Genomic DNA, 24,135 nt, shown 5'->3' on the forward strand with positions numbered 1-24,135 from the left:
CACCGACGGAGACCTGTGGGAGCGGGTTTACCCGCGAAGAGGCCAGTACAGGCGGCATCAGCTTTCGCTCAAGGCGCCAACCACTTGGTCAACACTGGCCTTCAACCCGGCCACCGCATCATCGGCATCACTGTTCACCACCACCAACCGGGCCCCTGCAGCCTTGATCACCTCAGCCACCGCTGGCTCCGGCTGGCGATGGTCCAGCACCAATGCCACGTCCTGACTTTTCAGGTTTTCCCCTAGCGCCTTGAGCGCCGCCGCATCCCACTTGCCCTCGGCCGGCAGCGCCTGCTCCACCACATCCAGGTTCAACCCGCTGGCCAGGTAGCCCAAGCGCTCGGACAGGCTGACCACGGTCAAGTTGTCTACCTCGGCCAGCTGCGTCTGGCTGCTGGCCGTCAGCTCCAGCAGCTGGCGCTTGAGGCCGGCCAGGTTGCCTTGGATCTTCGCCTTGTCGGCCGGCGACAACCGTTCCAAGTCATTGGCCACCACATCGGCCATGCGCCCAAGGTTGGTCGGGTTCAGCCACGGGTAGGCGCCGTAGGCGTCGTCGCCGGTCACCGCAATCCCTGGCAAGGCGCCGTCCACCGGGCGCGCTGCATCAATTTCGACGATGCGGATATTGCTGCGCCGGGCCATCGGGTAGAGCGGGTCGTCACGCCAGATCGAGCGCACCCCGATGACTGCGTCGGCCTGTTGCGCGGCGTTTGCCAGGCTTTCGCCGCCGCGGCTGCTGAAGTACGAAGGCTGGCGGCTGGCCGGCAGGTTGGCAGGCGCTGCGCGCTTGAGCTGCACCGAAGTGCCGTCGAGCAGGGCCGTGGCCAGGCTGTGGGTCACCGGCAAGGTGGTGAGCACTTGCGTGGCAAAAGAGAGCGAAGGCAGGCCCGCCAGGGTCAGTGCCAAGGTCAGCTGTTTCAGGTTCATGCCGGGTTTCCTTGCAGGCGTGGAACAAGCGCGCGGGCCAGTGCGGCCAAGGCGAAGCAAATGCCGGCGACCAGAATGATCGCAGCGCCGGAAGGTACCGGCAGGTCGCAAACGATCGGCAACAAGATGCCGAGCAGGGTGCTCAGCGTGGCGATCAGCACCGAAATGAAGAAAAAGCCCTTGAGCGACTGGCTGACCAGGCGTGCCGCAGCTGCCGGAATCACCAGCAGCGCACCGACCAGAATCGCCCCGATCACCTTCACCGACGCCACCGTGACCAGGGTCACCAGTACCACGAACAGGTAGTCCAGGGTCTTTACCGCCACTCCGCGTACCGCCGCCAGTTGCGGGTTGAAACTGGCCAGCATGATGCGGTTGTACAGTGGCAAGGCCAGCGCCAGCACTAGCACCGCGACGATACCCAGCACCACCAGGTCCTGGGCGCTGACCGTCAGTACCGAGCCGAACAGCACGTTTTCGAGGATGTGCACGTTGATCTTGCCCGCCAGCATCAGCAGCAGGCTCGCACCCAGGGCCAGGGACACCGACAGGAACACGCCGATCAGCGTATCCGGCGACAACCCGGTGCGGTTACGCAGGAAGTTGAGCAGGATGCCGAACAGCAGGCAGTAACCGAACAGGCTGCCGTAAGGACCGGTATACGGCTCGCCCAGCAGGATGCCGATGGCAACCCCCGTGAGCGCGGCATGGCCGACCGCCTCGGAGAAGAAGGCAAAGCGCTTGACCACCACCAGGGTGCCCAAACCGCCCAGCACCGGGCCGATCATCAGGCCGGCCAACAGGGCATTGACCACGAACCCGTAGGCCAGCGCCTCGGGCAGGTAGCCGGTGTTGGCCCATTCTTGGACCAGTTGGCGAAATGCTTCAAAACTCATGAGGCAAGGCTCTCGCTGCGCGGGTGAACGGAGAACAGGCCAAGCAGGCGCTCTGGGGTCAGGGCCTGTGCGGGTGGGGCGTCGAAAAGCACCTGGCGGCTCAGGCCAGTGACCCGGTCGGCCAGGCGCAGCACGGCCTCCAGGTCGTGCTCGATCCACAACACGGTGGTGCCAGCCTGGCGCCAGCCGTGCAGCAGCTGCTCGAACACCTGAATGCCCGCTTCGTCGAGGGCCGACATGGGTTCATCCAGCACCAGCAGTTGCGGCTCGGGAATCAACCCCTGTGCCAACAGCACGCGCTGGCGTTCACCGCCGGACAGCGCGCCCATGCGCCGCTTGCGCTTGTCGAGCATGCCGACCCGGGCCAACGCGGCATCGATGGCCGGTTGCACGCGGCGTGACAGGCCGAGGAAGGCGGGCCGGCGCTGGCACATGGCGGCCATGAAGTCGTCCACGGTCATCGGCAGGCCACGGTCGAACTCCAGCGCCTGGGGCACGTAGCCGATCACTTCGTGGGGGCTCGGCCAGTGCAGGGTCAGTTGGCCCTGGTGCGGCATCTGCCCGAGCAGGGTCTTGATCAGCGAGCTTTTGCCGCCGCCATTGGGGCCGACGATCGCATGCACGCTGCCGGCCGCCACGCTGAAGCTGACCTGTTCGAGAATGCGGGTGCGGCCCAAGGTCAGGTCGATGCCGGCAAACTCGATGCGCGGCCCATTGGCCGCGGCGAGGTGGGCGGCGGCGGTCATGCGCGGTTCTCCTGGATGGCGCGGACCACGGTATCGAGGTTGCGCTTCATCTCCACTTCGTACTTTTCCTTGGTGTAGTCACCGTAGGAAATATGCGTCAGCGGGTACAGGCGCACGCCCGATTCGCGCTGAATGGTCTCGACGTAGGCGGACGGGAAGTCCATCTCCGAGAAGATCACCTTCACGTCCAGCGCCTTGAGCTGGTCGATGGTCTTTTTCAGCTGGGCCGGGCTTGGCTCGATGCCGTGCGCCGGTTCGACCACAGCAGTGACCTCGAGGCCAAAGTCGCGCACCAGGTAGTCGTAGGCCGCATGGATGGTCGCCACGCGGAAGGTCGCGCTGGGCGCTTCGGTGACCTTGGCCAGGGCCTCGGCGCGCAGGGCGCGCAGGCGTTTGGCATAGGCGCGGGCGTTTTGCGTGTAGAACTTGGCGTTGTCCGGGTCGAGCTTGCCCAGTTCGCGGGCAATGTTGTTGACCTGGGCGATGGTGGTACTGATCGACAGGAAGGTGTGTGGGTTGACCACCTTGCCGGCGCCACGCGCGGCGATGCCGGTGGCGGCCAGCAACGGCACATTCTGGTTGGCCTCGATGGTGGCGATGCCGGGTTTTTCGCTGGCCGCGATCATGCGGTCGGCGAAGTCGTCATGGCCCACACCGTTGAGCACCACCACGTCCAACGTGCCGATGCGTTTGATGTCCTCCGCGCGCGGCTCGTAGGCATGCGGGTTGAAGCCCGCCGGGATCAGCGGCACCACTTCGGCCTTGTCACCGACAATGTTGCTGACGTAGCTGTAGTACGGGTGCAGGGTAATGCCGATGCGCAGTGGCTTGCCGTTATCGGCCAGGGCCAATGCCGGTAGGGCAAGGGCCAGGAGCAGGGCGAGGGCGGAGCGGAACATGGGGGAGTCCTTGGGTTCAGTGACGGTGTTCGCGGGTGACCCCGGCGTCGTAGTGGCTGACCACCTGTTGCCAGCCGGCGGCGATCAGGGCGGCGTGGCCCAGGTCGTCCGGCGTAACGGCGGCGCTGTCGCGGCGCAGCCACACATCCGGCTGGCCAGTGCTGTCGTCAGGCAGAATCAGCAGCAGGCTGCCGGCCACCTGAGGGGCCTGGCTGCGGCCCAGGTAGGCGCCAGTTGCCAGCCACGACCACTGGTGGCCACCGCGGCTCTGGCTGCCCGCATCGACCACAAAAGGTGGCAAGCCGTCGTCGGCCAGGGCTTGTATGCTGGGCACGGCGGCGGTTTCCTCGCGCAGCAACTGGATCTCGTCGAAGGCCACACGCAGGTCGGTGTACAGGCCTTGTTCGGCGGGGGTCAGGTCGCGGCGGGCGTCGATCTGGTGGCTGGCGATGGTCTGTTCGTCCTCGCGTTCGCCACGCAGCATCACCACCGTGGCGGCAAGCACCACGATCAGCAGGCTGACCAGCAGCACGTACAGGGTTTCGTGGCCGGCACCGGCCGGGCGGACTACCTGGGCGCGGTTCATGGCTGGGCTATTCATGGCCGGGCTGTTCATGGCTGGGCAATGTCGGCGTAGTCGACTTCGACGACATGCCCAGGGCCTGCATCGAACAGCACGTAGAACTCACCGTCGGGGCGTTTGAAGGTGAGGGTCGAGTCGTCGCCGAGCTTGCCGCCGACCAGCACCTGCTCGTCATAGCCGATCACATCCAGGGTCACCCCAGGGGCGCCGCTGCCATCCGAGAAACCGCCGGTGCATTTGACCTGGCCGCTGGCCACTTCTTCGCATTCGCACATCGGGTTGTGGGCCAGGGCCGGGCCTGCGGCCAGTACCAGCAAGGGCAGGGCGAGCTTACGCATCAGGTGTTTCATTTCTTGCCTCCTTGTTTCTCGAGCCAGGCCACGGTGGCGGGCGATGCCTTGGCCAGGGGGACCGAAGCCTGGTGCATGCTGCCGTCCCAGCCTTCGAGGGTGATCCAGATCTGTGCATCAGGCTGGGTACGCGGCGGTATCAGCAGGTTGGTGCCCATGCGGTACGGCGCGCCGAAGAAAATGGTGCCAGCAGCACGCAGGCTGCGCGGCTTGCCGATGCGCAGGTAGACGGCCTTGACGTCATTGATGCAGGCCTTGCACAGCGAGGCGCTGAACGACTTGAAATGGCCGGCGGGGCCGTCGGCGCGTGGTGCCTCGTCGCGCAGTTCGGCCAAGTTCAGGCTGTAGGGGCCGACCTGGATGTCGCTGATCACGTTCGCCCCCAGCCCGGCGTCGCCACGGAACAGCCTGGCGTTTTCGAAGTACTTGGGCATGAAACCCAGCGGGATGAGGATCAGCAGGATGTTCAGGTGGAAGCGCCATTTCAGCCACCACTGCTTGAGCGGGCTGGCGGGCAGGGTCTTGGCCTGGCTCATGGGCGGATCTCCACGGTGGTTTCACGGCTGGCCGCGCGTGGCGCACGCTCGCTGCGCTTGAGGGCGGCGGCGGTCGCCTGGGCGGTGCGTTTGGTCCAGATCAACAGGCCGCTGAACACCATCAGGGTGAGGACCAGGCCAAAGAAGAACCAGATCAGCTTGATCGCCAGGCCGCCAAAGTCGCCGGTGTGCAGGGGGCGCATGGACTCGGTGACGAACTCCAGGGCAGAGCGGTCGCTGATCAGGAACTGGCTGTCGACGTTGCTGGTGTAGGGGTTGACGGCGGCCGACTGGAACATCAGCGGGTACCAGCCGCGGCCACCCAGGGTGACATGGCTGTAGGCAGTAGCCGGCAGTGAGACGGAGCTGATCTCCAGGCCCGGGATCGCCAAGCCGGCGATGCGCGCCGCTTCATCCACATCGATGCGCGGTGCCTGGCTGCCATCGGCTGTCTGCGGCACATCCTCACGGGCGATGACCGGCACGATAGGTCGGCTGGAGATGCTGATGTTGTTGTCGAACAAAATCGCTTGGATCAGGAACCAGGTACCGGTAATGGAAATGACCGCGATGAACCAGATCGACCAAACCCCGGCCAGCCGGTGCAGGTCACCCCAGAAGATGCGTGAGCCATGGCCGGTGCGAACGGGCTTGAAGAAGCCCTTCCAGAATTTCTTGTAGACCACCAGGCCTGTGACCAGCGAGGCCAGCATCGGCAGGCCGAGTATCGAGACCAGGTACCAACCCCAGCTGAAGCCATTGGTGAAGGGCACCAGCCACCAGCCATGCAAGGCGCGGGTGAAGCCTTCGAAGTTGAAGTCCGGGCTCTTGCCCTGGATGGCCCCGGTGTATGGGTTGACGTAGAGCGTTGGGCTAGTGCCATCGGGGAAGGTCACATCGGCGGTCAGGGCGAAGTGCGAGCCATCCGGCTGCCTCAGCGACTCCACGGCCATGTCCGGCTCGGCCTTGTGCAGGGCATCGAGCACCTGCTGGTAACTCAGGCGTTCGGCATCGCCGTCAGGCTTGCTGGCGCGCACGTCCGGGTTGGCCAGCCAGACAATCTCCTGGCTGACCACGGCGAGCATGCCGGTAAAGCAGACGATCAGCACGAAGAACCAGATCGGGAGGGCGAGCCAGCTGTGGACCAGGAACCACAACTTGGATTTGGATTTTTTCGGGGATTTGGCCATCTGATCGTCTTCTGAAATGTGTAGTCGAGCTTATGCCCAACCAAGAGGGCTGCACTTATAAAGACGAATGAGAATGGAAATCCTGCCGTTTTAAATGCAAGCAAATGTTTCAGAAAGCACAAGCCGGCCTTCGCGCAGGGCGACAGGCCGGCGAGTAAAGGTGGGAATCAGGCGCTGGTCAGGGCGACAGCCGGTTGCGAACGGCCATTGAGGCGCGACAGGTCCTGGTACAGCGCCTGGCCGATCTCGGCGGCGCGGGCGGGCAGTACCGAGAGCAAGGTGTCGCTCAGGCCGTGGCTGTTCTCGCAGAAACCTTGCAGGTAAACCGACGCCTGCAGGTCTGGGCTGGCCAGTACCCGGTAGTTGCGGTCGACACTGAAGTCGTCCAGGTAACCCGCCAGTGGTGCCAGCAGGTCGCGGTGCGAGCGGCGCTCGTAGCCGGTAGCCAGGATCACCGCATCGTAGCGGTGGGTCTGGTGCTGGCCAGTGGCGAGGTCGCGCAGGGTCAGTTCCAGGCCTTCGCGGGTGGCCACCACCGCTTCCACCTGGCGCCGGCACAGCACGTTGTGACGGAACTGGTGGGCGACCTTCTGGCGGTAGAGGATGCCGTAGATGCGTTCGATCAGGTTCAGGTCGACCACCGAGTAGTTGGTGTTGTGGTACTCGCCCAGCAGCTTGCTACGTTGGTCGGCCGGCTCGTTGTAGACCAGGTCGGTATAGCCTGGGGAGAAGATCTCGTTGACGAACGGGCTGTCGTCGGCCGGCTTGAGTGCCGAGCCGCGCAGGATCATGTCGACCTTGACCGACGGGTAGCTGTCGTTGAGGTCGATGAAGGCCTCGGCGGCGCTCTGGCCAGAGCCGATCACCGCGATGCGCATCGGCTTGCCTTCAGTGCACGGCAGTTTGTTCAGGCTGCTGAGGTACTGGGAGTGGTGGAAGACGCGTGGGTCATCTTTGAAGGCGCCGAACTTTTCCGGAATTTTCGGCGTGCCGCCGCTGCCGACCACTACCGAGCGGGTGCGGCGGCTGTATTCGCGGCCTTGTTGGTCACGCGAGACCAAGCGCAGGTGCTCGACCCGGCCGGCCGTCACTTCGGGCTCGATACGCACCACTTCTTCGCCATACACCGCCTGGGTAGCGAAGTGCTCGGCAGCCCAGCGCAGGTAATCGTTGTACTCAAGGCGGCAGGGGTAGAAGGTGCCGAGGTTGATGAAGTCGGCCAGGCGCTGCTTCTGGTGCAGGTAATTGACGAAGCTGTAAGGGCTGGTGGGGTTGCGCAGCGAGACCAGGTCCTTGAGGAACGAAATCTGCAGCTCGCTTTGGGTCGCCAGGGTCTCGCCGTGCCAGCGGTAGTCTTTTTGCTTGTCGATGAACAGCGCGTCCAGGGCATGGCCCTGGGACTGAGCGAGCTCTTCCAGGGCGATGGCCAAGGCCAGGTTGGAAGGGCCGAAGCCCACGCCGATCAGATCTTTGATTGTTTCCTGCTGTGAGGACTGGCTCATGGCTGCGATTCCCTGAATGGTCGAATGTGGACGCCCGCCGGGGCTCCGGCTCCTGCGCAAGTACATGTGTTGGAACGAGCCACGCGAGGGGGAATTTACTGGTGGGGTTACAGGGTTTTGTCACCGCTGGCTAAAGAATTGCCTCCGGCGGCCGATAGTGGGGTCAAGGCAAGGACTCACCTGAAGGCAGGGAATCGGCATGACAGCAATATCTTTGAGTAACCTCCACATCAATGGTGTTTCCGCCCAGGCGATGAGCGCCGCGGCGGCCGCCGAGCGCGAGCAGGCCAAGCAGGCCGCGCAGAGCGAAAAAGGCGGGCCTTTGAGCATCAGTGGCGACACCTTGAAGGTGGGTGGCGGTGGCCAGGCGGAGTCGGCCCAAGGCAGCGAGAGCAGCGACGAGTCGGCAGCGGTGCAGCAGTTGCGGCAGATGATCAAGGAACTGCAAAAGCAGCTGGCTGAAGAGCAGAAGCAGTTGGCCGCATTGATGGCATCGAAGATGGAAGAGACTGCAAAAGCCGCAGCGGTGAGCGCCAAGCAGGCCAGCATCGCCACCCTGACTGGGCAAATCATGCAGGCGACCGCGCAACTGCTCGAAGCGCTGCAAGAGAGCGGTGGCAGCAGCGCGGGTGGGATGGTCAGCACCCAGGCCTAGGCACTAACTGACTGGCCTAGGGCTGTTTGTAGGAGCAGCCCTGCGCTGCGAAGAGGCCGGTGCAGGCCCCTCACATCTAGGCCTTATGCACCGGCCTCTTCGCAGCACAAGGCTGCTCCTACACCACCAGCAGCCTCAGAAATCCCAGCGGGTCGTGACCATCAGGTTGCGTGGCTCGCCGTAGTAGGTGGTGTCGAAGTTGCCCAGCCCGGTCAGGTACACCTTGTCGAACACGTTGTTGGCATTGACCGTGAAGCTCAGGTGCTCGCTGTACTGGTAGCGGGTCATCAGGTCCACCAAGGTGTAACCCCCTTGCTTGATGCGCGTGTAGTCGCCAGCCGTCGGGCTGTAGATAGTGCCGTAGAACGCGCTTTGCCAACGTAGCCCACCACCGACGGTGACACGGTCCAGCGCGCCGGGCAGCCGGTAGGTGTTGAACAGCCGCGCCACATGCTCAGGCTTGGTGGTCGCCAGCGGGAAGCCGAACAGGCGGTTGTCGTCGGCGTCGCGGGTACGGGCGTAGGTGTAGCCGGCGGTGATGTTCCAGCCTGGGGCCAGTTCACCGGCCAGCTCCAGCTCGACGCCCTGGGTCGTGCCGCCGTCGATCGCTGTGTAGATGCCCTCGTTGGTGACCGGGTTGGTGCCGACGGAGGAGGCGACGTTGTCTTGTTCGATCCGGAAAAACGCCAGGGTAGCGTTAAGCCGACCATCGAAATAGGCCGCCTTCAGGCCCGCTTCATAACCATCGCCTTCCACCGGGTCGAGGGTGGCGCCATTGACGTCCTTGTACACCTGCGGCTGGTAGATCGAGGTGTAGCTGGCGTACACCGAGTAAGTATCGTCCAGGTCATAGACCACGCCGGCATACGGGGTGACGACGCCGTGTTGCTTGTAGCTGGCGTGGGTGTCATCCAGGGACGAAGTCGGGTAGTAATCCTGGTCGTCGTTGTATTTGAAGGTGCTGACCCGGGTACCGAGGATCAGCGACAGGTTGTCAGTTGGCCTCAGGCGCGTGGCCACGTAAGCGCCGTTCTGGCTCTGGGTGGTGGTGTAGTCGCCGTTTTTCGGGAAGTCCTGTACCGCAATCTTGCCGTTCCAGTCGAAGATCGAGCCCGGTACCTGGGCGAAGGCACTGCCGTCGAAGGTGTCGCCGGTCTGGCGCGAATGCGAGGTCATGAAGCCTGCGACCAAGTCATTCTGGCGGCCGAACAGGGTGAAGGGCCCGGACACATTCAGGTCGGCGGTGTTCTGCACACGGTGGCCTTCCCAGCGCCCCCAGTAGAAGAACATGTCTTCGCCGGTTGCGGGGTTGGGGTTGCCGCCGCTGGCCGAGGCCAGGCGGGTGTCATGGTCGCTGATCATGTGGTTGAGGCTGAGCTTGACCTTCCAGTCATTGGCCAGGGCCTGCTCCAGCGAGCCGAAGTAGGTGGTGGACTGAAAGTCGCGGCGGCTCCAGTCGGCACCTGGGTTGTGCGAACGCGAAAAGTCGGTGCGGCTGCCGTCGGCAAAGTAGGTCGGGTTGCCAGTCCAGGAAGCGCCACGCGGCGTGGTGGTCTGGTTGTCGATGCCGAAGGTCAGCAGGGTGTCGGGCGTCAGGTCGGCTTCGAGAATGCCGTAGTAGACGTCCTTCTTCTGTTTGTAGTGATCCAGGTAAGACTTGCGGTCCTGGTACGCGCCGACCAAGCGGCCGCGCACGCTGCCGCTGGCGTTGAGCGGGCCGGCGATATCACCTTCGGTGCGGTAGTTGTCCCAGGAACCGGCGCTGGCGGTGATCGAGGCCTTGAAGTCGTGGGTGGGCTTCTTGCGGATCAAGTTGACCGTGGCGGAGGGGTCACCGGAGCCGGTCATTAGCCCGGTCGCGCCCTTGATGACCTCGACGCGGTCGTAGGCGGCCATGTCGACGTGGGTCGCACCTTCGTCATAGACCCCGTCATAGATGGTGTTGACGCCATCGTACTGGTAGTTGGTGATGGCAAAGCCGCGTGCGGAGTATTCCATGCGTTCGCTGTCATATGCCTGCACCGAAACCCCGGGCGTATTGCGCAGCACTTCGCCGATGTCTTGCGAGCCGTGATCGTCGATCGCCTGGCGGGTGATCACGCTGACGGACTGCGGCGTTTCGCGCAGGGTCAGCGGCAGCTTGGTCGCGGTGGTCGAACCGCCGGTGGTGTAGGCGCCAGTGCCTTCGGTGATGTTGCCCAGGCCCTGGCCATCGATGCGGCTGGGGGCCAGCTCCACCACGTCACCCTGTTGGTGGGTTTGCAGCAGCGAGTAGCGGCCGTCGCTTTCCTGTACGGCCTGCAGGCCGGTGCCGCTCAGCAGCATCTGCAGAGCCTGGTCCACCGGGTACTGGCCATTCAAGGCGGGGGAGCGTTTGCCGCGCGTCCATTGGGTGTCGAACGACAAGACGATGCCAGACGCTGCGGCAAACCGGGTCAGTGTCTCGCCCAGGTCGCCCTGCGGCAGGTGGTAGTCATGCACTTGCGCGGCACAGGCTGCGCCTGGCCCACCGAGCAATGCAGTCAGCAACAGGCAGGTGCGCAGGTCTGGCGCGCTGAACGGCCTGAGAGTGAAGCGGCAGGTCATCGTCGTTGTTCTCTGAAAGGTAAAGAGTCAGCCAGGGCTGGGGTTACCTATGAGTCGGATGAGCCGCAGCAAAGTGATCAGGCCTTGGCCATTTTTTTATGCGGCGGTGACGGTGACCCAGTAGCGGGTGCGGGCCTGCACCTGCACCGGCAGGGACGTGGTCAGCGCCCGCAGTATCTGGTCGGTGTCATTGAGCCGGTAGGTGCCGCTGATGCGCAGGCCGGCCACCGAGGGCGCGCAGCGCAGCCAACCGGGCCGATAGCGCGCGAGGTCGTTGATGAAGGTGTCGAGGCGCTGGTCGTTCACGATCAGCAAGCCGCGGCTCCAGGCGTCTGCGGCACTGGCCAAGGCCTGCACGGCAGAAAAGCCCTGGCCATTGAACTGGCAGGTCTGGCCGCTTTTGAGCGCCATTGCCTGGCCAGCGGCAAGCGCCACGCGTGCCTGTTGGCCAAACACCTCGAGCTTGCCGGCGTCGTCCAGCAGCCGCACGGAAAAGCGGCTGTGGCCAGCCTCTACGCTGCCGTGCCGGGTCACCACGCTGCAGCGTTGCTGCGCGGGCACCTCGACCATGATTTCGCCTTGGCGCAGCCGCACCGACGGCTGTTCGCGGGTCTCGTCGATGTCAACGGAGGAGGCGGTGTTGAGCAGCACCGTGCTGCCGTTTTTCAAGGTCAGCCAGCGCTGTTCGCCCACGCCACTGCGCACGTCTGGCAACAGCGGCGAGTGCTGCATTTCGCGATAGCTGCCCAAGCCCAGGGCACTGCCCCCAAGCAACACCAGGCCGGCTTTGACCACACGGCGGCGGGAGGCGTGGCGGCCGTGTGCGGCCACGGCCAACACCCGCGTGGTGGCTGGGGCATGGGGGGTGCTCATGCGTGTCTGCAAGCGCTCGGCTTGCTGCCAGGCCCAGGAATTGACCGGCGCAGCGTTCAGCCACGCCTGCCAGGCACTGTACTCACTGGGCTGCGCCTCACCGCTGTTGAGCTGGCTGTACCAGTGCGCGGCCTGGCGCAGGGCCGCGAGTTGCTCGGTACTCAGGGCCATGCTCACTGGCCGTGGGTCAGGCTGTAGATCATGCAGTGCTCGGCCGCCTTGGCAACGTAGCGGCGCACCGTCACTTCAGAGATGCCCAACTGGGTGGCGATGTGTTTGTAGGGCAGGCCATCGACCTGCGAAAGCAAGAACGCCTCACGCACCTTGGTGCCGAGCGCTGCCAGCATCGCATCGAGCTCGAACAACGTCTGCAGCAGGGCAACACGCTGTTCTGCCGAGATGTCCAACGCTTCGGGTTGCTCGGCCAGTACCTGCAACCAGGCCCGTTCCAGGTGCACGCGGCGCAGGTGGTCGATCATCAGGCGACGGGCGATGGTGGCCAAATAGCCCTTGGGTTCACGTACCGCTTCGAGCTTGGCCGCAGCGTCGGCGGCCGACATCACCCGAACGAACACGTCCTGGACCAGGTCCGCGGCCAGGTGGGTGCAGTTGACCCGGGGCGTCAGCCAACCGTGCAGCCACTTGCTCTGCGCGCGGTAGAGCTGGGTGACTTGGGTATTGAGGGCTACGTCCGGGGTGCTCATCCATGCCGCCTGAAAGAGTTGCAAATGTTAATGGTTCGCATTTTATGCAAACTGTTTCAGGCTTGGCAATGACCCGCGGGCCGACAGCGTTACCGCTTCAAGGGGAGGTCGCGCGTTCCACGGCCTGCGCGCCACGCGTTTTGCGCCGCCCGCCAAGGCGTGTAATGACGTGCCGGGTCAGCGTGTTCCAGCAGTACGTCACCACCACGCCACCGACAAGGGCCAGGGCCACCGCGAACAACGGCTGATCGACGATGCGCCGTGCCAGCGACTGGAACTGGAAGTGCGTCAGGTAGATGAACAAGGTGGACGAGGCGATCATCGCGCCCGCTCTGGCGATCACGCCCGGCACGGGCACGGACCGGAACCAGATCAAGGCCAGCATCGCCGGCAGGGCGATATCGATGTAACGGGCAAAGGCCTGCCAGCCGAGGCCGGCAACGGCCACCAGGTCGAGCTCGGCAATCAGCAGCAGCGCCACCGCACTGGCGACCGCTTTGCGCAGCGTCGTATCAGCGTAGTGAATGGCCATGCCCAGTACCATCACGGCCAGGTAATGCTGAGGTACCCGGTTGAGCAGGGCTGTGGGGTCGAACACGAAGCGGCTGAGCAGCACATCGGCCACCACCAGTGCGCACGAGGCCAGGATGAGGCAGGGGAACGGGTTGGCGATGATCGCCTTGCGCACACGCTTGATCGACAACACGACACCGAGGATCAGCAGCATCTGCACCAGCACTTCGATGTACCAGTAATTGAACACGCCGACCTTGTCGGGCGGGAACCAGTTGGAGATCAACAGCAGTGATTGCCAGTGGACTCGGTCGAACACTGCCTGCACCAGTACTGTGTACAGAATTGTCGGCACCGCGATGGCGGCCAGGGACTTGAGCAGCATGCGCGCATCGCCGCGCTCATCGATGGCCTTGAACTGGAACCTGGCCAGGCTGATGCCGGAGATCAGGAACAGCACCGACGTCTCGCCTGCAATCCGCCATTCGGAAAACACATTCAAATGCCCGACGACAATCAGCAGAATGGCGACCATGCGCAGGAACACCGGCACTTCCATGACCCGCATCGACCACGTGTTGGCCGGGGTGCCTGGTTCGGCCAGTTCGGCCAGGTCCTGTACCGGGATCATTTCCCAGCGATCCGGCAAGTGGCCGATCAGCGCTTCCAGCACCATCGAGGCGCGGACGAACGACAGCGAGTCGCCGCCGAGCTCCACGAAGGTGAGGCGGGCATCGATGTGCGGAGCCTGCAGTATCTGCGCCCAGGCCTCGGTCAGTTTCAACGCCAGCGGTGACAGCGCCTGCGGGGTGCTGGAGGCGCTGTCATCGAAAGCCGCAGGCAAGGCGCGCTTGTCGATCTTGCCGTTGGGCGTGAGTGGAATGCTCGGCACGAACAGGAACATCGCCGGCACCATGTAGTCTGGCAGCATGCCTGCGATGGCCTGGCGCAGTTCAGCGGTCGCTATGGGCTGATCGGCGACGCAATAGGCGACTAGCCTGACACTTGCGTTGTCATGGTTGGCCAGCACCACGCATTGCTTGATGCGCGGCTGTCGGGTGATGGCGTTTTCGATCTCCGCCAGTTCGATGCGATGGCCGCGGATTTTCACCTGGCTGTCGCCGCGCCCCAGAAAAGTGGCGCTGCCATCGGCCAGGTACGTGCCCAGGTCGCCGGTGCGGTAGCAGCGGTCGGCCGGGGCGCCGGTGAACGGGTTTACCACGAACTTTTCCTGGGTCAGAGCCGGGTCGCCCCAATACCCCAGCGACAGGTAGGGGCTGCGGATCAGGATTTCCCCGACTTCGCCGGCTTCGACCAGGTGGTTGGCTTCGTTGACGAGCAACAGTTGCGCGCCGCCTATGCCTTTGCCCAACGGGATTTTGCTGTTGTCCGCGTGCGGGTCGAGCACGTGGAAGGCCATGGCCTGTGGCGTTTCGGTGGTGCCGTAGAAGTTCACGCTGGTGGCGTGTGGCGCAATCGCACACATCTGCTGGTACAGCGTAGGGCTGAGCGCATCGCCGCCCCAGAACAGGTAACGCAAGCGTTCGAACAGCAGCCCGTGCATCCGTGCGCCGGTTTCGATCAGTTTGCCCAAAGGCGGCGTCAGGTGGATGACGGACACGCCGTGGTCGTGTATCCACGCAGCCAGGCGCGACGGGTCAGTCAGGGTGGACTGGGCCGGGCAGAGGATGGTGGCGCCTATCGACAGTGGCGTGAACACATCGCGGTAAACCGGGTCGTGGCCCAAGCCGGATAGCAGCGAAAAGCGGTCATCCTGGGTAAAACCATGTTGCTGTACGTGCCAGTCGACGAAGTGCACCAGCGGCGCATGATGGGTGACGATGCCCTTCGGTTCGCCAGTGCTGCCCGAGGTGAAGGTGATGTAGGCCGGCTGAGCAGGGCTGACTGCGGGCAGGGGCGCTGACAGGCTGGGGAAGTGTTGCAGGGCATCAGCGGGGGCGTGCGGCACGTTCACGCAGTGCGCACGGCCAGGTTCGACCTCGACGTCGCCACAGCGCACTACAAAGGCAGGTTCGAGGGTGCGGATGATCTGGCCGATACGTGCAGCCGGGTACGCGGCGTCGGCGACGGTGAAGGTCAGCCCGGCGCGCAAGGCGCCGAGCATGGCATAGACCAGCGCCGCGCCGCGGCTTGCGACAATCACTACCCGATCGGCACCGATGGCGCCATTTTCGAGCAGGTACGTGGCGATACCCTGGCTGATCTGCTCAAGTTGTCGATAGCTGCAGGTGGCTTCGTGGGCAATGATCGCGGTTGCCTCGGGCGAGCGACTCGCCTGCTCCACAAAGGCCTGGAAAATCGGCTGTTCGGCACGGTAATCAAGGCTCAGCGTCGGGTTCGGGCGCAGATCCGGCATGTTGTGTGTTCGCTCCGCATGAACGGCAAGTGGCTGGCTGGATAGCACAACGCTAGTGCAGGGCAGTGAATGGCGCCAATGCGCTTGCGGTATTTGCGTGGGCGCTGAAATGTTGGGGCCGCTTTCCGGCCCCAAATGCTCAAGGCTTACCCGCCACGCTTTCGCCGGGTGCCTTTTTCAGCCGATAGGCCAGGGCAGGGCGGGTCATGCCGAGCAGCCGCGCCGCTTCCGAAACGTTTTGCCGACAGCGTGCCATGGCCTCTTGCATCAGCGCCTCCTCGACGGCATCCAGGCCGGTGCCGCTGTCGAAGATCTGCGCCACCCAGCCTGGCGTTTGCAGGTCGCTGTCGGCCACCAGCCGGCCATCACTGCCAAGGCCGATGCTGTCGATGGCGGGCGGTGCATGCGGGAACAACGCATCCAGGCCGATACTCTGGTTCTCATCGGTGATGATCACGCCGCGCTCCATGAGGTTTTCCAGCTCGCGGATGTTGCCCGGCCAGTCGTAATGCAGGCACACCTCCATGGCCCGGTCGCTGAGGCCGCGGGTTTTCTTGCCGTAGCTTTCATGCAGGCGCCCGAGGAAGTGCTCGATCAGCAGCGGGATGTCCTCGCGGCGCTCGCGCAGTGCGGGGATGCGTACCGGGAACACGTTCAGCCGGTAGAACAGGTCGGCGCGAAAACGCCCGTCCTTGACCGCTTGCTCCAGGTCTTCATGGGTGGCGGCGATCACCCGCACATCAACGTTGCGTGTGCGGCTGTCGCCCACCCGCTCCAGTTCGCCTTCCTGCAACACCCGCAGCAGGCTGGCCTGGGCGCGTGGCGTAAGCTCGACGATTTCGTCGAGGAACAGGGTGCCGCCGTTGGCCCGCTCGAAACGGCCCATGCGGGCCTGCTGGGCGCCGGTGTAGGCGCCTTTCTCGACACCGAACAGTTCGGCCTCGATCAGGTCGGGCGGTATGGTCGCGCAGTTCAGGGCGACGAACGCCGCACCGGCGCGCTCGCTGCGCAGGTGCAGGCTGCGGGCGATGACTTCTTTGCCGACGCCGGTTTCGCCCAGCAGCAACACCGAGGCCTTGCCCGAGGCGACCTTGTCGGTGAGCGCGCAGCAGCGCCGGTACACCGCCGACTGGCCGATGCCGTAGAACTGCCCCGACTCGTACTGCAGGCGCTGGCGCAGGTTGGCCACCTGCACTTGCAAGGACTGCAACTCGTCGATCACCGGGTCGCTCTGGAAGTAGCGCATGAACGTTTCGGCGTCTTCCCATTGCTCCACCGGCTTGCCGATGATGCGGCATTCGCTGCCGCCACAACCGCGGCAGCTGACCTCTTTGTACAGCACCTGGCGGCCGAGGAAGAACGAGCTGTAGCTGATCGCGTAGCCCAGCAGCATCCAGCAGATCGGTTGCTCGGACTGCAGGTTTTCTTGCTGGCAGTTTTCCACCTCGAAAGAGTCTTGCCATTCGATGTCGGCGTAGAAATGGCCGTTGTCGAGGTCGATCTCCAGCTGCAGCGGGCGGACTTTGACCATGCCTTTGAGCGAGTGCAACTGGGGGCCGATGAAAAACATCTCCACCGGGTTGCCGTTGGGGCGCAGCTTGCGGGCGAGCTCGGCATCCTTGAGGCCGGACTGGTAGCCCAGGCGCAGGAAAAACCCCTTGGCGCGTTCGACGCCGAGCATTTCGATCAGCTCGCGGCGCATACCGGCCATCATCGCCGCCTGCACCAGCAGCATGCGTTGTTCGTCCAGCCAGATCTTGCCTTCGGTGCCGAGGAAACGCACCCGTTCGGTGAGGTCCTTCAGCGCCGGCGCAGGTTCTGGCGCCCTGTACTGGGTAATCATTCGCGTGCGCCCCTTGCTTGTAATTGTATGGGGAATCGGCGCGTTCCGCTCAGGCGTGGGCGGGTGGTGGTCGCGCCGGGACGACCTCGGCGGCTCAGGCAAGGCTCGGGTCATCTCTTCTTTCTAAACCGCCTGAAACCTACGCAAAAGTCAATCGCAGCACGCGTTGGTCATTTGCTCGAAGTGCCGTTGCGCGATTGAGCAAATGATCAATCGGGCGGGCTGCGGCGGCCGCTTGATCGCGTCTCGGCTTATCTTTGATTGGTGTAAAAATCGTTTTAAATCAATGAATTGAATTGTTTTTCCTGCTCTGGAAGCAGGCCTGGCACAGCGGTTGCTCTAGCCCTTGCAAGCCTTACCGGAGCACAACCGATGACCCCAGCCACCACGCCCTTCGAGCAGATGCCGCGCTACGTCCGGGTACGCAGCGCGCCGGACGCCGCCTTCGTCGAGTTCGACTTTGCCATCGCCTACCCGGACCTGTTCGTCGAACTGGTTTTGCCACGCGCTGCCTTCGCGCGCTTCTGCGAAAGCAACCGGGTGCTTCACATGGACGCCGCAATGGCCGCTGCCGTCGATGCCGACATGCAGAAGTGGCGTTACGGCGAGCGCCACGACGACAACGACTGACGCGCCGTTTGCCGGCGCATTGCTTCCCCACAACAACAAGTACAGGACGCCTTGCATGAGTATCGAGATCAAGACGGCCACGGTCGAGCCGATCCGCCAGACCTTCAGCCACACCCGCCGGCGGTTCGGCGATAAACCTGCCAGCCGCTACCAGGAAGCCAGCTTCGACATCGAAGCCGCCAGCAACTTCCACTACCGCCCGCTGTGGCAGCCCGACAAGCTGCTCAACGACCCCAGCCGCACCGCCGTGTGCATGGCCGACTGGTACACCGTCAGCGACCCGCGCCAGTACTACTACGGCACCTACGTGCAGGCCCGGGCACGCATGCAGGAAAACGCCGAGCACAGCTTCGCCTTCTGCGAAAAGCGCGAACTGCTGGGCAGCCTGCCCGTCGCAACCCGTGCCCTGATCGCCCGCGTACTGCTGCCGCTGCGCCATGCCGAACTGGGCGCCAACATGAACAACAGCGGCATTGCCGCGGACGCCTTCGGTACCAGCGTCACCCAGATGCACATGTTCCAGGCCATGGACCGCCTGGCCATTGCCCAGTACCTGTCGCGCATCGGCCTGCTACTCGAAGACGACGGCCTGGCATTGCTGGCCGAAGCCAAGCAGCGCTGGCTGGACGAACCGGCCTGGCAAGGGCTGCGCCGCTATGTCGAAGACAGCCTGGTGGTGCAGGACTGGTTCGAGCTGACCCTGGCGCAAAACCTGGTCAGTGATGGGCTGTTGTACCCGCTGCTGTTCGAGCACTTCGATGCACAACTGGTGGCGGACGGGGCAGGGCAGGTCGGCATGCTCACCGAGTTCATGCGCTTGTGGTTTGCCGAGAGCCAGCGGTGGGTCGATGCGCTGGTCAAGACCGTGGTCGGGGAGAGCGCACACAACCGCCAGCTGGTCGACGGCTGGGTGGCCCAGTGGCGCGTGCGCGCACGGGAGGCGCTGCTGCCGCTGGCCGAGGTCGGCCCTGGGCGCGAAGCCCTCGATGCCATCGACAGCGCCTTTGGCGCACGCCTGAAAAAACTCGGCCTCAGTGGAGACGCCGCATGACTTCCCTCGTCTACATCGCCTTCCAGGACAACGACAGCGCCCGCTACATCGTCGAGGCCATCACCCAGGACAACCCGCACGCAGTCGTCCAGCATCAGCCCGCGATGATCCGCGTGCAGGCCGAAGGGCGCCTGGAGATTCACCGCGCCAAAGTGGAGGAAAAGACCGGCCGTGAATGGGACGTGCAGGAAATGCTGATCGACGTCATCACCCTCGGCGGCAACGTCGAGGAAGACGAAGACTGCTTCGCCCTGCACTGGAACTGACCCACCCAACGACCAGCATTCGGAGAGCCACCATGGCCGCCAAGCGCCTCAACCAGAAAGACAAATACCGTTGCCTGACCCGTGACCTGGGCTGGGAACCGAGCTACCAGAGCAAGGACGCGATCTACCCCTACGAACGCTTCGAGGGCATCAAGATCACCGACTGGGACAAGTGGGAAGACCCCTTCCGCCTGACCATGGACGCCTACTGGAAATACCAGGCCGAAAAAGAGAAAAAGCTGTACGCGATCTTCGACGCCTTCGCCCAGAACAATGGCCACCAGAACATCTCCGATGCCCGTTACGTCAACGCGTTGAAGCTATTTTTGAGTGGTGTCACGCCCCTGGAATACCAGGCCTACCAAGGCTTCGCCCGCGTCGGCCGGCATTTTGGCGGTGCCGGTGCGCGGGTGGCCTGCCAGATGCAGGCGATAGACGAACTGCGCCACGTGCAGACCCAAGTGCATGCGATGAGCCACTACAACAAGCACTTCAACGGCCTGCATGACTTTGCCCACATGCACGACCGGGTGTGGTTCCTCTCGGTGCCCAAGTCGTTTTTCGAGGACGCCCGCACGGCTGGCCCGTTCGAGTTCCTCACGGCCATCTCGTTCTCCTTCGAGTACGTGCTGACCAACCTACTGTTCGTGCCGTTCATGTCCGGTGCCGCGTTCAACGGCGACATGGCCACCGTCACCTTCGGCTTCTCGGCGCAGTCGGACGAAGCCCGGCACATGACCCTGGGCCTTGAGGTGATCAAGTTTTTGCTCGAGCAGCACGAGGACAACGTGCCGATCGTCCAGCGCTGGATCGACAAATGGTTCTGGCGTGGCTACCGGCTGCTGACCCTGGTTGGGATGATGATGGACTACATGCTGCCGAACAAAGTGATGTCGTGGGCCGAGGCCTGGGAGGTGTACTTCGAACAGGCTGGCGGCGCGTTGTTCAAGGACCTGGAACGCTATGGCATCCGCCCGCCGAAATACGTCGAGCAGACCACCATCGGCAAAGAACACATCAGCCACCAGGCCTGGTCGATCTTCTACCAGTACAGCCAGGCCACCAACTTCCATACTTGGATCCCCACCGACGAGGAGCTGGACTGGCTCTCGGCCAAGTACCCAGACACGTTCGACCGCTACTACCGGCCGCGTTACGAGCATTGGCGTGACTTGCAGGCGCGCGGCGAGCGCTTCTACAACCCGACCCTGCCAATGCTCTGCCAGATCTGCCAGATCCCGCTGGCCTTCACCGAGCCGGACGCGCCCACGCAACTGAGCCACCGCAGCCTGCTGCACGAAGGCGAGCGTTACCACTTCTGCTCCGATGGCTGCTGCGACATCTTCGCCTACGAGCCCGACAAATACGTGCAGGCCTGGCTGCCGGTGCACCAGATCCTGCAGGGCAACTGTGGCGGTGGGGATGTCGAGGCGGTGGTGCGCGACTACTACAACATCGCCCCCGGCCAGGACAACTTCGAGTACCAGGGCTCGCCCGAGCAGCAGCGCTGGGAGGCCTTGCAACGTGCCGGGCGCAAGGCCGGCTGAACCGCCAAAACACCGCAACTGCCTGGGCGCCTTGCTGCGCCCGGGCCCAAACAAGAACAAGAGGAACCTTGCCATGCCCGTGACCGCCATCGGCGCCTACACCGCCCAACCCTTGGACCTTCAGGCCAACTTCCACGGCGCCCAGCTGGTGTACCTGTGCTGGGAAAACCACCTGCTGTTCTGCGCGCCGTTCACCCTGCCCGTGGACCCGGCGCAGCCGTTCGCGGCCTTCATCGAGCACGTGGTCAAGCCGGCCATTGCCCTGCACCCCGATGCCGCGCAGGTGGATTTCACCGCCGTACGCTGGCGCCTGGACGAACAGCCATTCACGCCTGACCTGTCCAGTGGGCTGGCCGCCAATGGTGTGGTCCACAAGAGCCTGCTGCACCTGCATACCCCCGGCCTTGAAGGCCTGGGCGGCAGCCATAACTGAGGAGCGCTGCCATGAGCTATCAAGTCACCATCGAACCCACCGGTGAACAGATCGAGGTGGAGGAAGGCCAGACCATTCTCGAGGCTGCCTTGCGCCAGGGCGTGTGGCTGCCGTTTGCCTGCGGCCACGGCACCTGCGCGACCTGCAAGTGCCAGGTGCTGGAAGGTGAGGTCGACCTGGGGGCGGCGTCCTCCTTTGCCCTGATGGACATGGAACGCGACGAGGGCAAGGTGCTGGCCTGCTGTGCCATTCCACAAAGCGACCTGGTGATCGAGGCCGACATCGACGTCGACCCTGACTTTGCCGGCTTGCCGGTGCAGGACTACCGCGCCGTGGTCACCCAACTGGTTGAGCTGTCGCCGACCATTCGCGGCGTGCACCTCAAGCTCGACCGGCCGATGGCGTTTCAGGCCGGACAATACGTGAACCTGCAGCTGCCTGGCATCGAAGGCACACGCGCGTTCTCCCTGGCCAACCCGCCTGACCGGCCCGATGAGGTGGAGCTGCACGTGCGACTGGTGGAAGGCGGCGTGGCGACCGGGCACATTCACCGGCAACTCAAGGTGGGGGATGCGTTGGGCCTGTCCGGCCCTTACGGGCAGTTTTTCGTGCGCAGCGCTCAACCGGGCGACCTGATCTTCATCGCCGGTGGCTCAGGGCTGTCGAGCCCGCAGTCGATGATCCTCGACTTGCTGGCGCGGGGCGACACGCGGCACATCACCTTGTTCCAGGGCGCACGTACCCGCGCCGAGCTGTACAACCGCGAACTGTTCGAAGCGCTGGCGGCCGGCCATGCCAACTTCAGCTATGTGCCAGCCCTTAGCCAGGCAGCCGAGGATGAGCAGTGGCAGGGGGTACGCGGCTATGTGCACGACGCTGCCAAGCAGCATTTCGACGGCCGCTTCAACGGCCACAAGGCCTACCTGTGCGGCCCGCCACCGATGATCGACGCCGCCATCAGTTGCCTGATGCAGGGCCGCCTGTTCGAGCGCGACATCTTTATGGAGCGCTTCTATAGCGCTGCTGATGCCGCAGGTGAAGGCCAGCGTTCGGCGCTGTTCAAGCGCATCTGACCGGCTTATTGCACGACCGATAACAACAACAAAGGTTGACCCGATGAACCCGAAGCTTGCCAACCTGCTACGCCTTGCCGCCTGCGCCACGCTGTTCGGTGCAGCCAACCTTTCACAGGCCACCGAAGGGGGCGGCACGTCGTACCCGCTCGGTGCCGAAAACTACATGTCCGGCGCCATGCCGCCGCCGGGTGTCTATGGCCAATTGTTCGTCAACCACGATGAGGCCGACAACCTGCGTGGTAACGACGGCAGCAAGCTGCCGGTAGACTTTCGCGTGCGCGCCAATGCGATCGTGCCACGCCTGATCTGGGTGAGTGATTACACGGTATTGGGCGGCAGCCTTGCGCTGCACGCGATTGTGCCGCTGGTGGACCTGAAGGTTTCGGTCGATGGCCAGTCGCAGCACAACCGTGGCCTGGGGGACGTGATTTTTGGCCCGGCGCTGGGTTTTCACCACAGCGACAAGTTCCACAGCATCCTGGCCTTCGACATGATTGCGCCCACTGGCCGTTACGACAAACACGACCTGGCCAACCCTGGGCGCAACTACTGGGTGTTCGAGCCGGTGTACGCGATGAGCTACGTCGACCCCGTAGGGCTCAACCTGGATGCCAAGGTGATGTACGACTTCAACCGTAGCAACCCGGATACCGATTACCGGTCTGGGCAGGAGTTTCATGTCGACTATGCGGTGGGGTGGGGGCTGGGCAACGGGTGGGTGTTGGGGGTAGGTGGTTATTACTACCGCCAGACGACTGACGACCGCCAGGACGGCGAACGTATTGAAGATAACAAAGGGCGCAGCTTTGCCATCGGGCCGTCGATCAAATACAGCGGCGAGGGGGGGTGGTTTGTGACGGCGAAATGGTCGAAGGAGACCGAAGTGCGTAACCGCGCCCAAGGGGACGCGTATTGGGTGAAGCTGACGTTGCCGTTTTGACTTTCAGGGAAACTGCCCAGCCTCTTGGGGGCAGTTCACATTGTGGGAGCGGGCTTGTCCCGCGAATGAAGCTACGCGGTGCATGGCACCGGCTTCGCCGGTGTTCGCGGGGCAAGCCCACAGAGTCGCCGCTAAATCAATGAGCAAGACAGTTGCTCCAACAGAGTCGCTGCTAGCTCAATGCGTTAAGTTTTGCTCTATGGGAGCAGGCAATCGATTCAGGCAACATCCACCAGCACGATCTCGCTGTCCTCGATGGCCGTCACCCGCAACACGTCCTCTTGCTCGATCGCCACCCCATCGCGCGCTTTCGCCTGCAGGCCGTTGACCTCTACCAATCCCTTGGCCGGCACCAGGTAGCCACGGCGCCCGGCATCGAAGCGGTACTCGGCGCTTTCCCCAGCCCGCAGGGTCGCGGCCACCAGCCGGGCATCGGTGCGAATCTGCAAACTGTCTTCGTCACCTTCACGCCCGCTGGCCAGGGTCACGAAGCCTTCGCCACGCTCACCGGTGGGGAAAGGGCGGGTACCCCAGGTCGGCGCATCGCCCACTCGCTCAGGCACTACCCAGATCTGGAAGATCCGCGTATCGACGTCTTCCAGGTTGTATTCGCTGTGCACGATGCCGGAGCCTGCACTCATCACCTGCACGTCACCCGCTTCGGTACGGCCTTTGTTGCCCAGGCTGTCCTGGTGGGTGATCGCGCCTTCACGGACGTAGGTGATGATTTCCATGTCACGGTGCGGGTGCGGCGGGAAACCGCTGCCGGCGGCGATCAGGTCATCGTTCCAGACCCGCAGGTTGCCCCAGTGCATGCGAGCAGGGTCGTAGTACTCGGCAAACGAGAAATGGTGGTGGGCATCGAGCCAGCCGTGGTTGGCGTGGCCGAGGCTTTCGAACGGTCGCAGTTGCAGCATGGTCGTGCTCCTTGAATCAGTGGAATGACGCCATGATGCGACAAAGAAAGATCGGAAATAAGCGTAAATATCGGCTAATAATGATCGAATTGGTA

Annotated in this window: 23 protein-coding genes; 8 read left to right on the forward strand and 15 right to left on the reverse strand. The window is 63.8% G+C overall.

Annotation, left to right across the window (positions count from 1 at the left end; all coding sequences use genetic code 11):
- Positions 1 to 57: 57 nt before the first annotated feature.
- The 9 genes from D886_RS0123305 to D886_RS0123345 all read right to left on the reverse strand — a co-directional run bounded on the left by D886_RS0123305 (position 58) and on the right by D886_RS0123345 (position 7,629).
- Entirely contained in the window at positions 58 to 927 is an 870-nt protein-coding gene (locus D886_RS0123305) for a metal ABC transporter solute-binding protein, Zn/Mn family (protein ID WP_027596189.1), read from the reverse strand.
- The gene (locus D886_RS0123310; protein WP_027596190.1) at positions 924 to 1,823 is read right to left on the reverse strand and encodes a metal ABC transporter permease; all 900 of its coding nucleotides are present in this window, start codon (positions 1,821 to 1,823) and stop codon (positions 924 to 926) included. The genes D886_RS0123305 and D886_RS0123310 overlap by 4 nt, the downstream gene beginning before the upstream one ends.
- Positions 1,820 to 2,569 (reverse strand): metal ABC transporter ATP-binding protein, encoded by a 750-nt coding sequence (locus D886_RS0123315; RefSeq protein WP_027596191.1) that lies wholly within the window; start codon positions 2,567 to 2,569, stop codon positions 1,820 to 1,822. Before D886_RS0123315 ends, D886_RS0123310 begins: the two co-directional genes overlap by 4 nt.
- Positions 2,566 to 3,468 (reverse strand): metal ABC transporter substrate-binding protein, encoded by a 903-nt coding sequence (locus D886_RS0123320; protein ID WP_027596192.1) that lies wholly within the window; start codon positions 3,466 to 3,468, stop codon positions 2,566 to 2,568. Before D886_RS0123320 ends, D886_RS0123315 begins: the two co-directional genes overlap by 4 nt.
- A gap of 16 nt (positions 3,469 to 3,484) precedes the next feature.
- Complete coding sequence (locus D886_RS0123325) at positions 3,485 to 4,054, reverse strand: DUF6162 family protein (protein ID WP_027596193.1); 570 nt, start codon at positions 4,052 to 4,054, stop codon at positions 3,485 to 3,487.
- A gap of 26 nt (positions 4,055 to 4,080) precedes the next feature.
- Positions 4,081 to 4,401, reverse strand: a complete 321-nt coding sequence (locus D886_RS0123330) for a hypothetical protein (protein WP_027596194.1) — start codon at positions 4,399 to 4,401, stop codon at positions 4,081 to 4,083.
- Entirely contained in the window at positions 4,398 to 4,937 is a 540-nt protein-coding gene (locus tag D886_RS0123335; RefSeq protein ID WP_027596195.1) for a hypothetical protein, read from the reverse strand. The genes D886_RS0123330 and D886_RS0123335 overlap by 4 nt, the downstream gene beginning before the upstream one ends.
- Complete coding sequence (locus tag D886_RS0123340; RefSeq protein WP_027596196.1) at positions 4,934 to 6,127, reverse strand: PepSY domain-containing protein; 1,194 nt, start codon at positions 6,125 to 6,127, stop codon at positions 4,934 to 4,936. The genes D886_RS0123335 and D886_RS0123340 overlap by 4 nt, the downstream gene beginning before the upstream one ends.
- Positions 6,128 to 6,294: 167 nt before the next feature.
- A complete protein-coding gene (locus D886_RS0123345; protein WP_027596197.1) occupies positions 6,295 to 7,629 on the reverse strand; it encodes a lysine N(6)-hydroxylase/L-ornithine N(5)-oxygenase family protein in 1,335 nt (444 codons plus the stop codon).
- 199 nt (positions 7,630 to 7,828) lie between these two features.
- Between D886_RS0123345 and D886_RS0123350 the strand changes: the two genes are divergently transcribed.
- Positions 7,829 to 8,284 carry a hypothetical protein gene (locus D886_RS0123350; protein WP_027596198.1) on the forward strand — a complete coding sequence of 152 codons (456 nt, stop codon included), beginning with the start codon at positions 7,829 to 7,831 and terminating at the stop codon, positions 8,282 to 8,284.
- Between the two features lie 135 nt (positions 8,285 to 8,419).
- Here D886_RS0123350 and D886_RS0123355 read toward each other — a convergent pair whose 3' ends face one another.
- The 5 genes from D886_RS0123355 to D886_RS0123375 form a co-directional block, all read right to left on the reverse strand.
- Positions 8,420 to 10,870 carry a TonB-dependent receptor gene (locus tag D886_RS0123355; RefSeq protein WP_027596199.1) on the reverse strand — a complete coding sequence of 817 codons (2,451 nt, stop codon included), beginning with the start codon at positions 10,868 to 10,870 and terminating at the stop codon, positions 8,420 to 8,422.
- A 96-nt stretch (positions 10,871 to 10,966) separates the two neighbouring features.
- Positions 10,967 to 11,914 carry a FecR domain-containing protein gene (locus D886_RS0123360; RefSeq protein ID WP_027596200.1) on the reverse strand — a complete coding sequence of 316 codons (948 nt, stop codon included), beginning with the start codon at positions 11,912 to 11,914 and terminating at the stop codon, positions 10,967 to 10,969.
- A 2-nt stretch (positions 11,915 to 11,916) separates the two neighbouring features.
- Positions 11,917 to 12,447, reverse strand: a complete 531-nt coding sequence (locus D886_RS0123365) for a sigma-70 family RNA polymerase sigma factor (protein WP_027596201.1) — start codon at positions 12,445 to 12,447, stop codon at positions 11,917 to 11,919.
- A gap of 97 nt (positions 12,448 to 12,544) precedes the next feature.
- On the reverse strand, positions 12,545 to 15,337 hold the full coding sequence (locus tag D886_RS0123370) for an amino acid adenylation domain-containing protein (RefSeq protein WP_027596202.1): 2,793 nt from the start codon (positions 15,335 to 15,337) through the stop codon (positions 12,545 to 12,547).
- Positions 15,338 to 15,476: 139 nt separating this feature from the next.
- Positions 15,477 to 17,180 (reverse strand): sigma-54-dependent Fis family transcriptional regulator, encoded by a 1,704-nt coding sequence (locus D886_RS0123375; protein ID WP_027596203.1) that lies wholly within the window; start codon positions 17,178 to 17,180, stop codon positions 15,477 to 15,479.
- 372 nt (positions 17,181 to 17,552) lie between these two features.
- Between D886_RS0123375 and D886_RS0123380 the strand changes: the two genes are divergently transcribed.
- The 7 genes from D886_RS0123380 (at position 17,553) to D886_RS0123410 (ending at position 23,123) form a co-directional block, all read left to right on the forward strand.
- Positions 17,553 to 17,810: a phenol hydroxylase subunit gene (locus D886_RS0123380; RefSeq protein ID WP_027596204.1), complete on the forward strand. Its 258-nt coding sequence runs from the start codon at positions 17,553 to 17,555 to the stop codon at positions 17,808 to 17,810.
- 55 nt (positions 17,811 to 17,865) lie between these two features.
- A complete protein-coding gene (locus D886_RS0123385; RefSeq protein ID WP_027596205.1) occupies positions 17,866 to 18,861 on the forward strand; it encodes an aromatic/alkene monooxygenase hydroxylase subunit beta in 996 nt (331 codons plus the stop codon).
- Entirely contained in the window at positions 18,858 to 19,127 is a 270-nt protein-coding gene (locus D886_RS0123390; protein WP_027596206.1) for an MmoB/DmpM family protein, read from the forward strand. Before D886_RS0123385 ends, D886_RS0123390 begins: the two co-directional genes overlap by 4 nt.
- 32 nt (positions 19,128 to 19,159) lie before the next feature.
- Positions 19,160 to 20,674 (forward strand): aromatic/alkene/methane monooxygenase hydroxylase/oxygenase subunit alpha, encoded by a 1,515-nt coding sequence (locus D886_RS0123395; RefSeq protein WP_027596207.1) that lies wholly within the window; start codon positions 19,160 to 19,162, stop codon positions 20,672 to 20,674.
- Between the two features lie 73 nt (positions 20,675 to 20,747).
- Complete coding sequence (locus D886_RS0123400; RefSeq protein ID WP_027596208.1) at positions 20,748 to 21,107, forward strand: phenol hydroxylase subunit P4; 360 nt, start codon at positions 20,748 to 20,750, stop codon at positions 21,105 to 21,107.
- Positions 21,108 to 21,118: 11 nt separating this feature from the next.
- Positions 21,119 to 22,180, forward strand: a complete 1,062-nt coding sequence (locus D886_RS0123405; protein ID WP_027596209.1) for an NADH:ubiquinone reductase (Na(+)-transporting) subunit F — start codon at positions 21,119 to 21,121, stop codon at positions 22,178 to 22,180.
- A 43-nt stretch (positions 22,181 to 22,223) separates the two neighbouring features.
- Entirely contained in the window at positions 22,224 to 23,123 is a 900-nt protein-coding gene (locus tag D886_RS0123410) for a transporter (protein WP_027596210.1), read from the forward strand.
- A 218-nt stretch (positions 23,124 to 23,341) separates the two neighbouring features.
- Here D886_RS0123410 and D886_RS0123415 read toward each other — a convergent pair whose 3' ends face one another.
- The gene (locus D886_RS0123415; RefSeq protein WP_027596211.1) at positions 23,342 to 24,040 is read right to left on the reverse strand and encodes a pirin family protein; all 699 of its coding nucleotides are present in this window, start codon (positions 24,038 to 24,040) and stop codon (positions 23,342 to 23,344) included.
- Positions 24,041 to 24,135: the final 95 nt, after the last annotated feature.

Source organism: Pseudomonas sp. LAIL14HWK12:I7 (genome assembly GCF_000483465.1).
In the GTDB taxonomy this organism is placed as follows: Bacteria; Pseudomonadota; Gammaproteobacteria; order Pseudomonadales; family Pseudomonadaceae; genus Aquipseudomonas; species Aquipseudomonas kermanshahensis.

Bases quoted from the DNA above. Each gene is read 5' to 3' on its own strand.
- D886_RS0123305 (WP_027596189.1), bottom strand. From the start codon at position 927: ATGAACCTGAAACAGCTGACCTTGGCACTGACCCTGGCGGGCCTGCCT.
- D886_RS0123310 (WP_027596190.1), bottom strand. From the start codon at position 1,823: ATGAGTTTTGAAGCATTTCGCCAACTGGTCCAAGAATGGGCCAACACC.
- D886_RS0123315 (WP_027596191.1), bottom strand. From the start codon at position 2,569: ATGACCGCCGCCGCCCACCTCGCCGCGGCCAATGGGCCGCGCATCGAG.
- D886_RS0123320 (WP_027596192.1), bottom strand. From the start codon at position 3,468: ATGTTCCGCTCCGCCCTCGCCCTGCTCCTGGCCCTTGCCCTACCGGCA.
- D886_RS0123325 (WP_027596193.1), bottom strand. From the start codon at position 4,054: ATGAACCGCGCCCAGGTAGTCCGCCCGGCCGGTGCCGGCCACGAAACC.
- D886_RS0123330 (WP_027596194.1), bottom strand. From the start codon at position 4,401: ATGAAACACCTGATGCGTAAGCTCGCCCTGCCCTTGCTGGTACTGGCC.
- D886_RS0123335 (WP_027596195.1), bottom strand. From the start codon at position 4,937: ATGAGCCAGGCCAAGACCCTGCCCGCCAGCCCGCTCAAGCAGTGGTGG.
- D886_RS0123340 (WP_027596196.1), bottom strand. From the start codon at position 6,127: ATGGCCAAATCCCCGAAAAAATCCAAATCCAAGTTGTGGTTCCTGGTC.
- D886_RS0123345 (WP_027596197.1), bottom strand. From the start codon at position 7,629: ATGAGCCAGTCCTCACAGCAGGAAACAATCAAAGATCTGATCGGCGTG.
- D886_RS0123350 (WP_027596198.1), top strand. From the start codon at position 7,829: ATGACAGCAATATCTTTGAGTAACCTCCACATCAATGGTGTTTCCGCC.
- D886_RS0123355 (WP_027596199.1), bottom strand. From the start codon at position 10,870: ATGACCTGCCGCTTCACTCTCAGGCCGTTCAGCGCGCCAGACCTGCGC.
- D886_RS0123360 (WP_027596200.1), bottom strand. From the start codon at position 11,914: ATGGCCCTGAGTACCGAGCAACTCGCGGCCCTGCGCCAGGCCGCGCAC.
- D886_RS0123365 (WP_027596201.1), bottom strand. From the start codon at position 12,447: ATGAGCACCCCGGACGTAGCCCTCAATACCCAAGTCACCCAGCTCTAC.
- D886_RS0123370 (WP_027596202.1), bottom strand. From the start codon at position 15,337: ATGCCGGATCTGCGCCCGAACCCGACGCTGAGCCTTGATTACCGTGCC.
- D886_RS0123375 (WP_027596203.1), bottom strand. From the start codon at position 17,180: ATGATTACCCAGTACAGGGCGCCAGAACCTGCGCCGGCGCTGAAGGAC.
- D886_RS0123380 (WP_027596204.1), top strand. From the start codon at position 17,553: ATGACCCCAGCCACCACGCCCTTCGAGCAGATGCCGCGCTACGTCCGG.
- D886_RS0123385 (WP_027596205.1), top strand. From the start codon at position 17,866: ATGAGTATCGAGATCAAGACGGCCACGGTCGAGCCGATCCGCCAGACC.
- D886_RS0123390 (WP_027596206.1), top strand. From the start codon at position 18,858: ATGACTTCCCTCGTCTACATCGCCTTCCAGGACAACGACAGCGCCCGC.
- D886_RS0123395 (WP_027596207.1), top strand. From the start codon at position 19,160: ATGGCCGCCAAGCGCCTCAACCAGAAAGACAAATACCGTTGCCTGACC.
- D886_RS0123400 (WP_027596208.1), top strand. From the start codon at position 20,748: ATGCCCGTGACCGCCATCGGCGCCTACACCGCCCAACCCTTGGACCTT.
- D886_RS0123405 (WP_027596209.1), top strand. From the start codon at position 21,119: ATGAGCTATCAAGTCACCATCGAACCCACCGGTGAACAGATCGAGGTG.
- D886_RS0123410 (WP_027596210.1), top strand. From the start codon at position 22,224: ATGAACCCGAAGCTTGCCAACCTGCTACGCCTTGCCGCCTGCGCCACG.
- D886_RS0123415 (WP_027596211.1), bottom strand. From the start codon at position 24,040: ATGCTGCAACTGCGACCGTTCGAAAGCCTCGGCCACGCCAACCACGGC.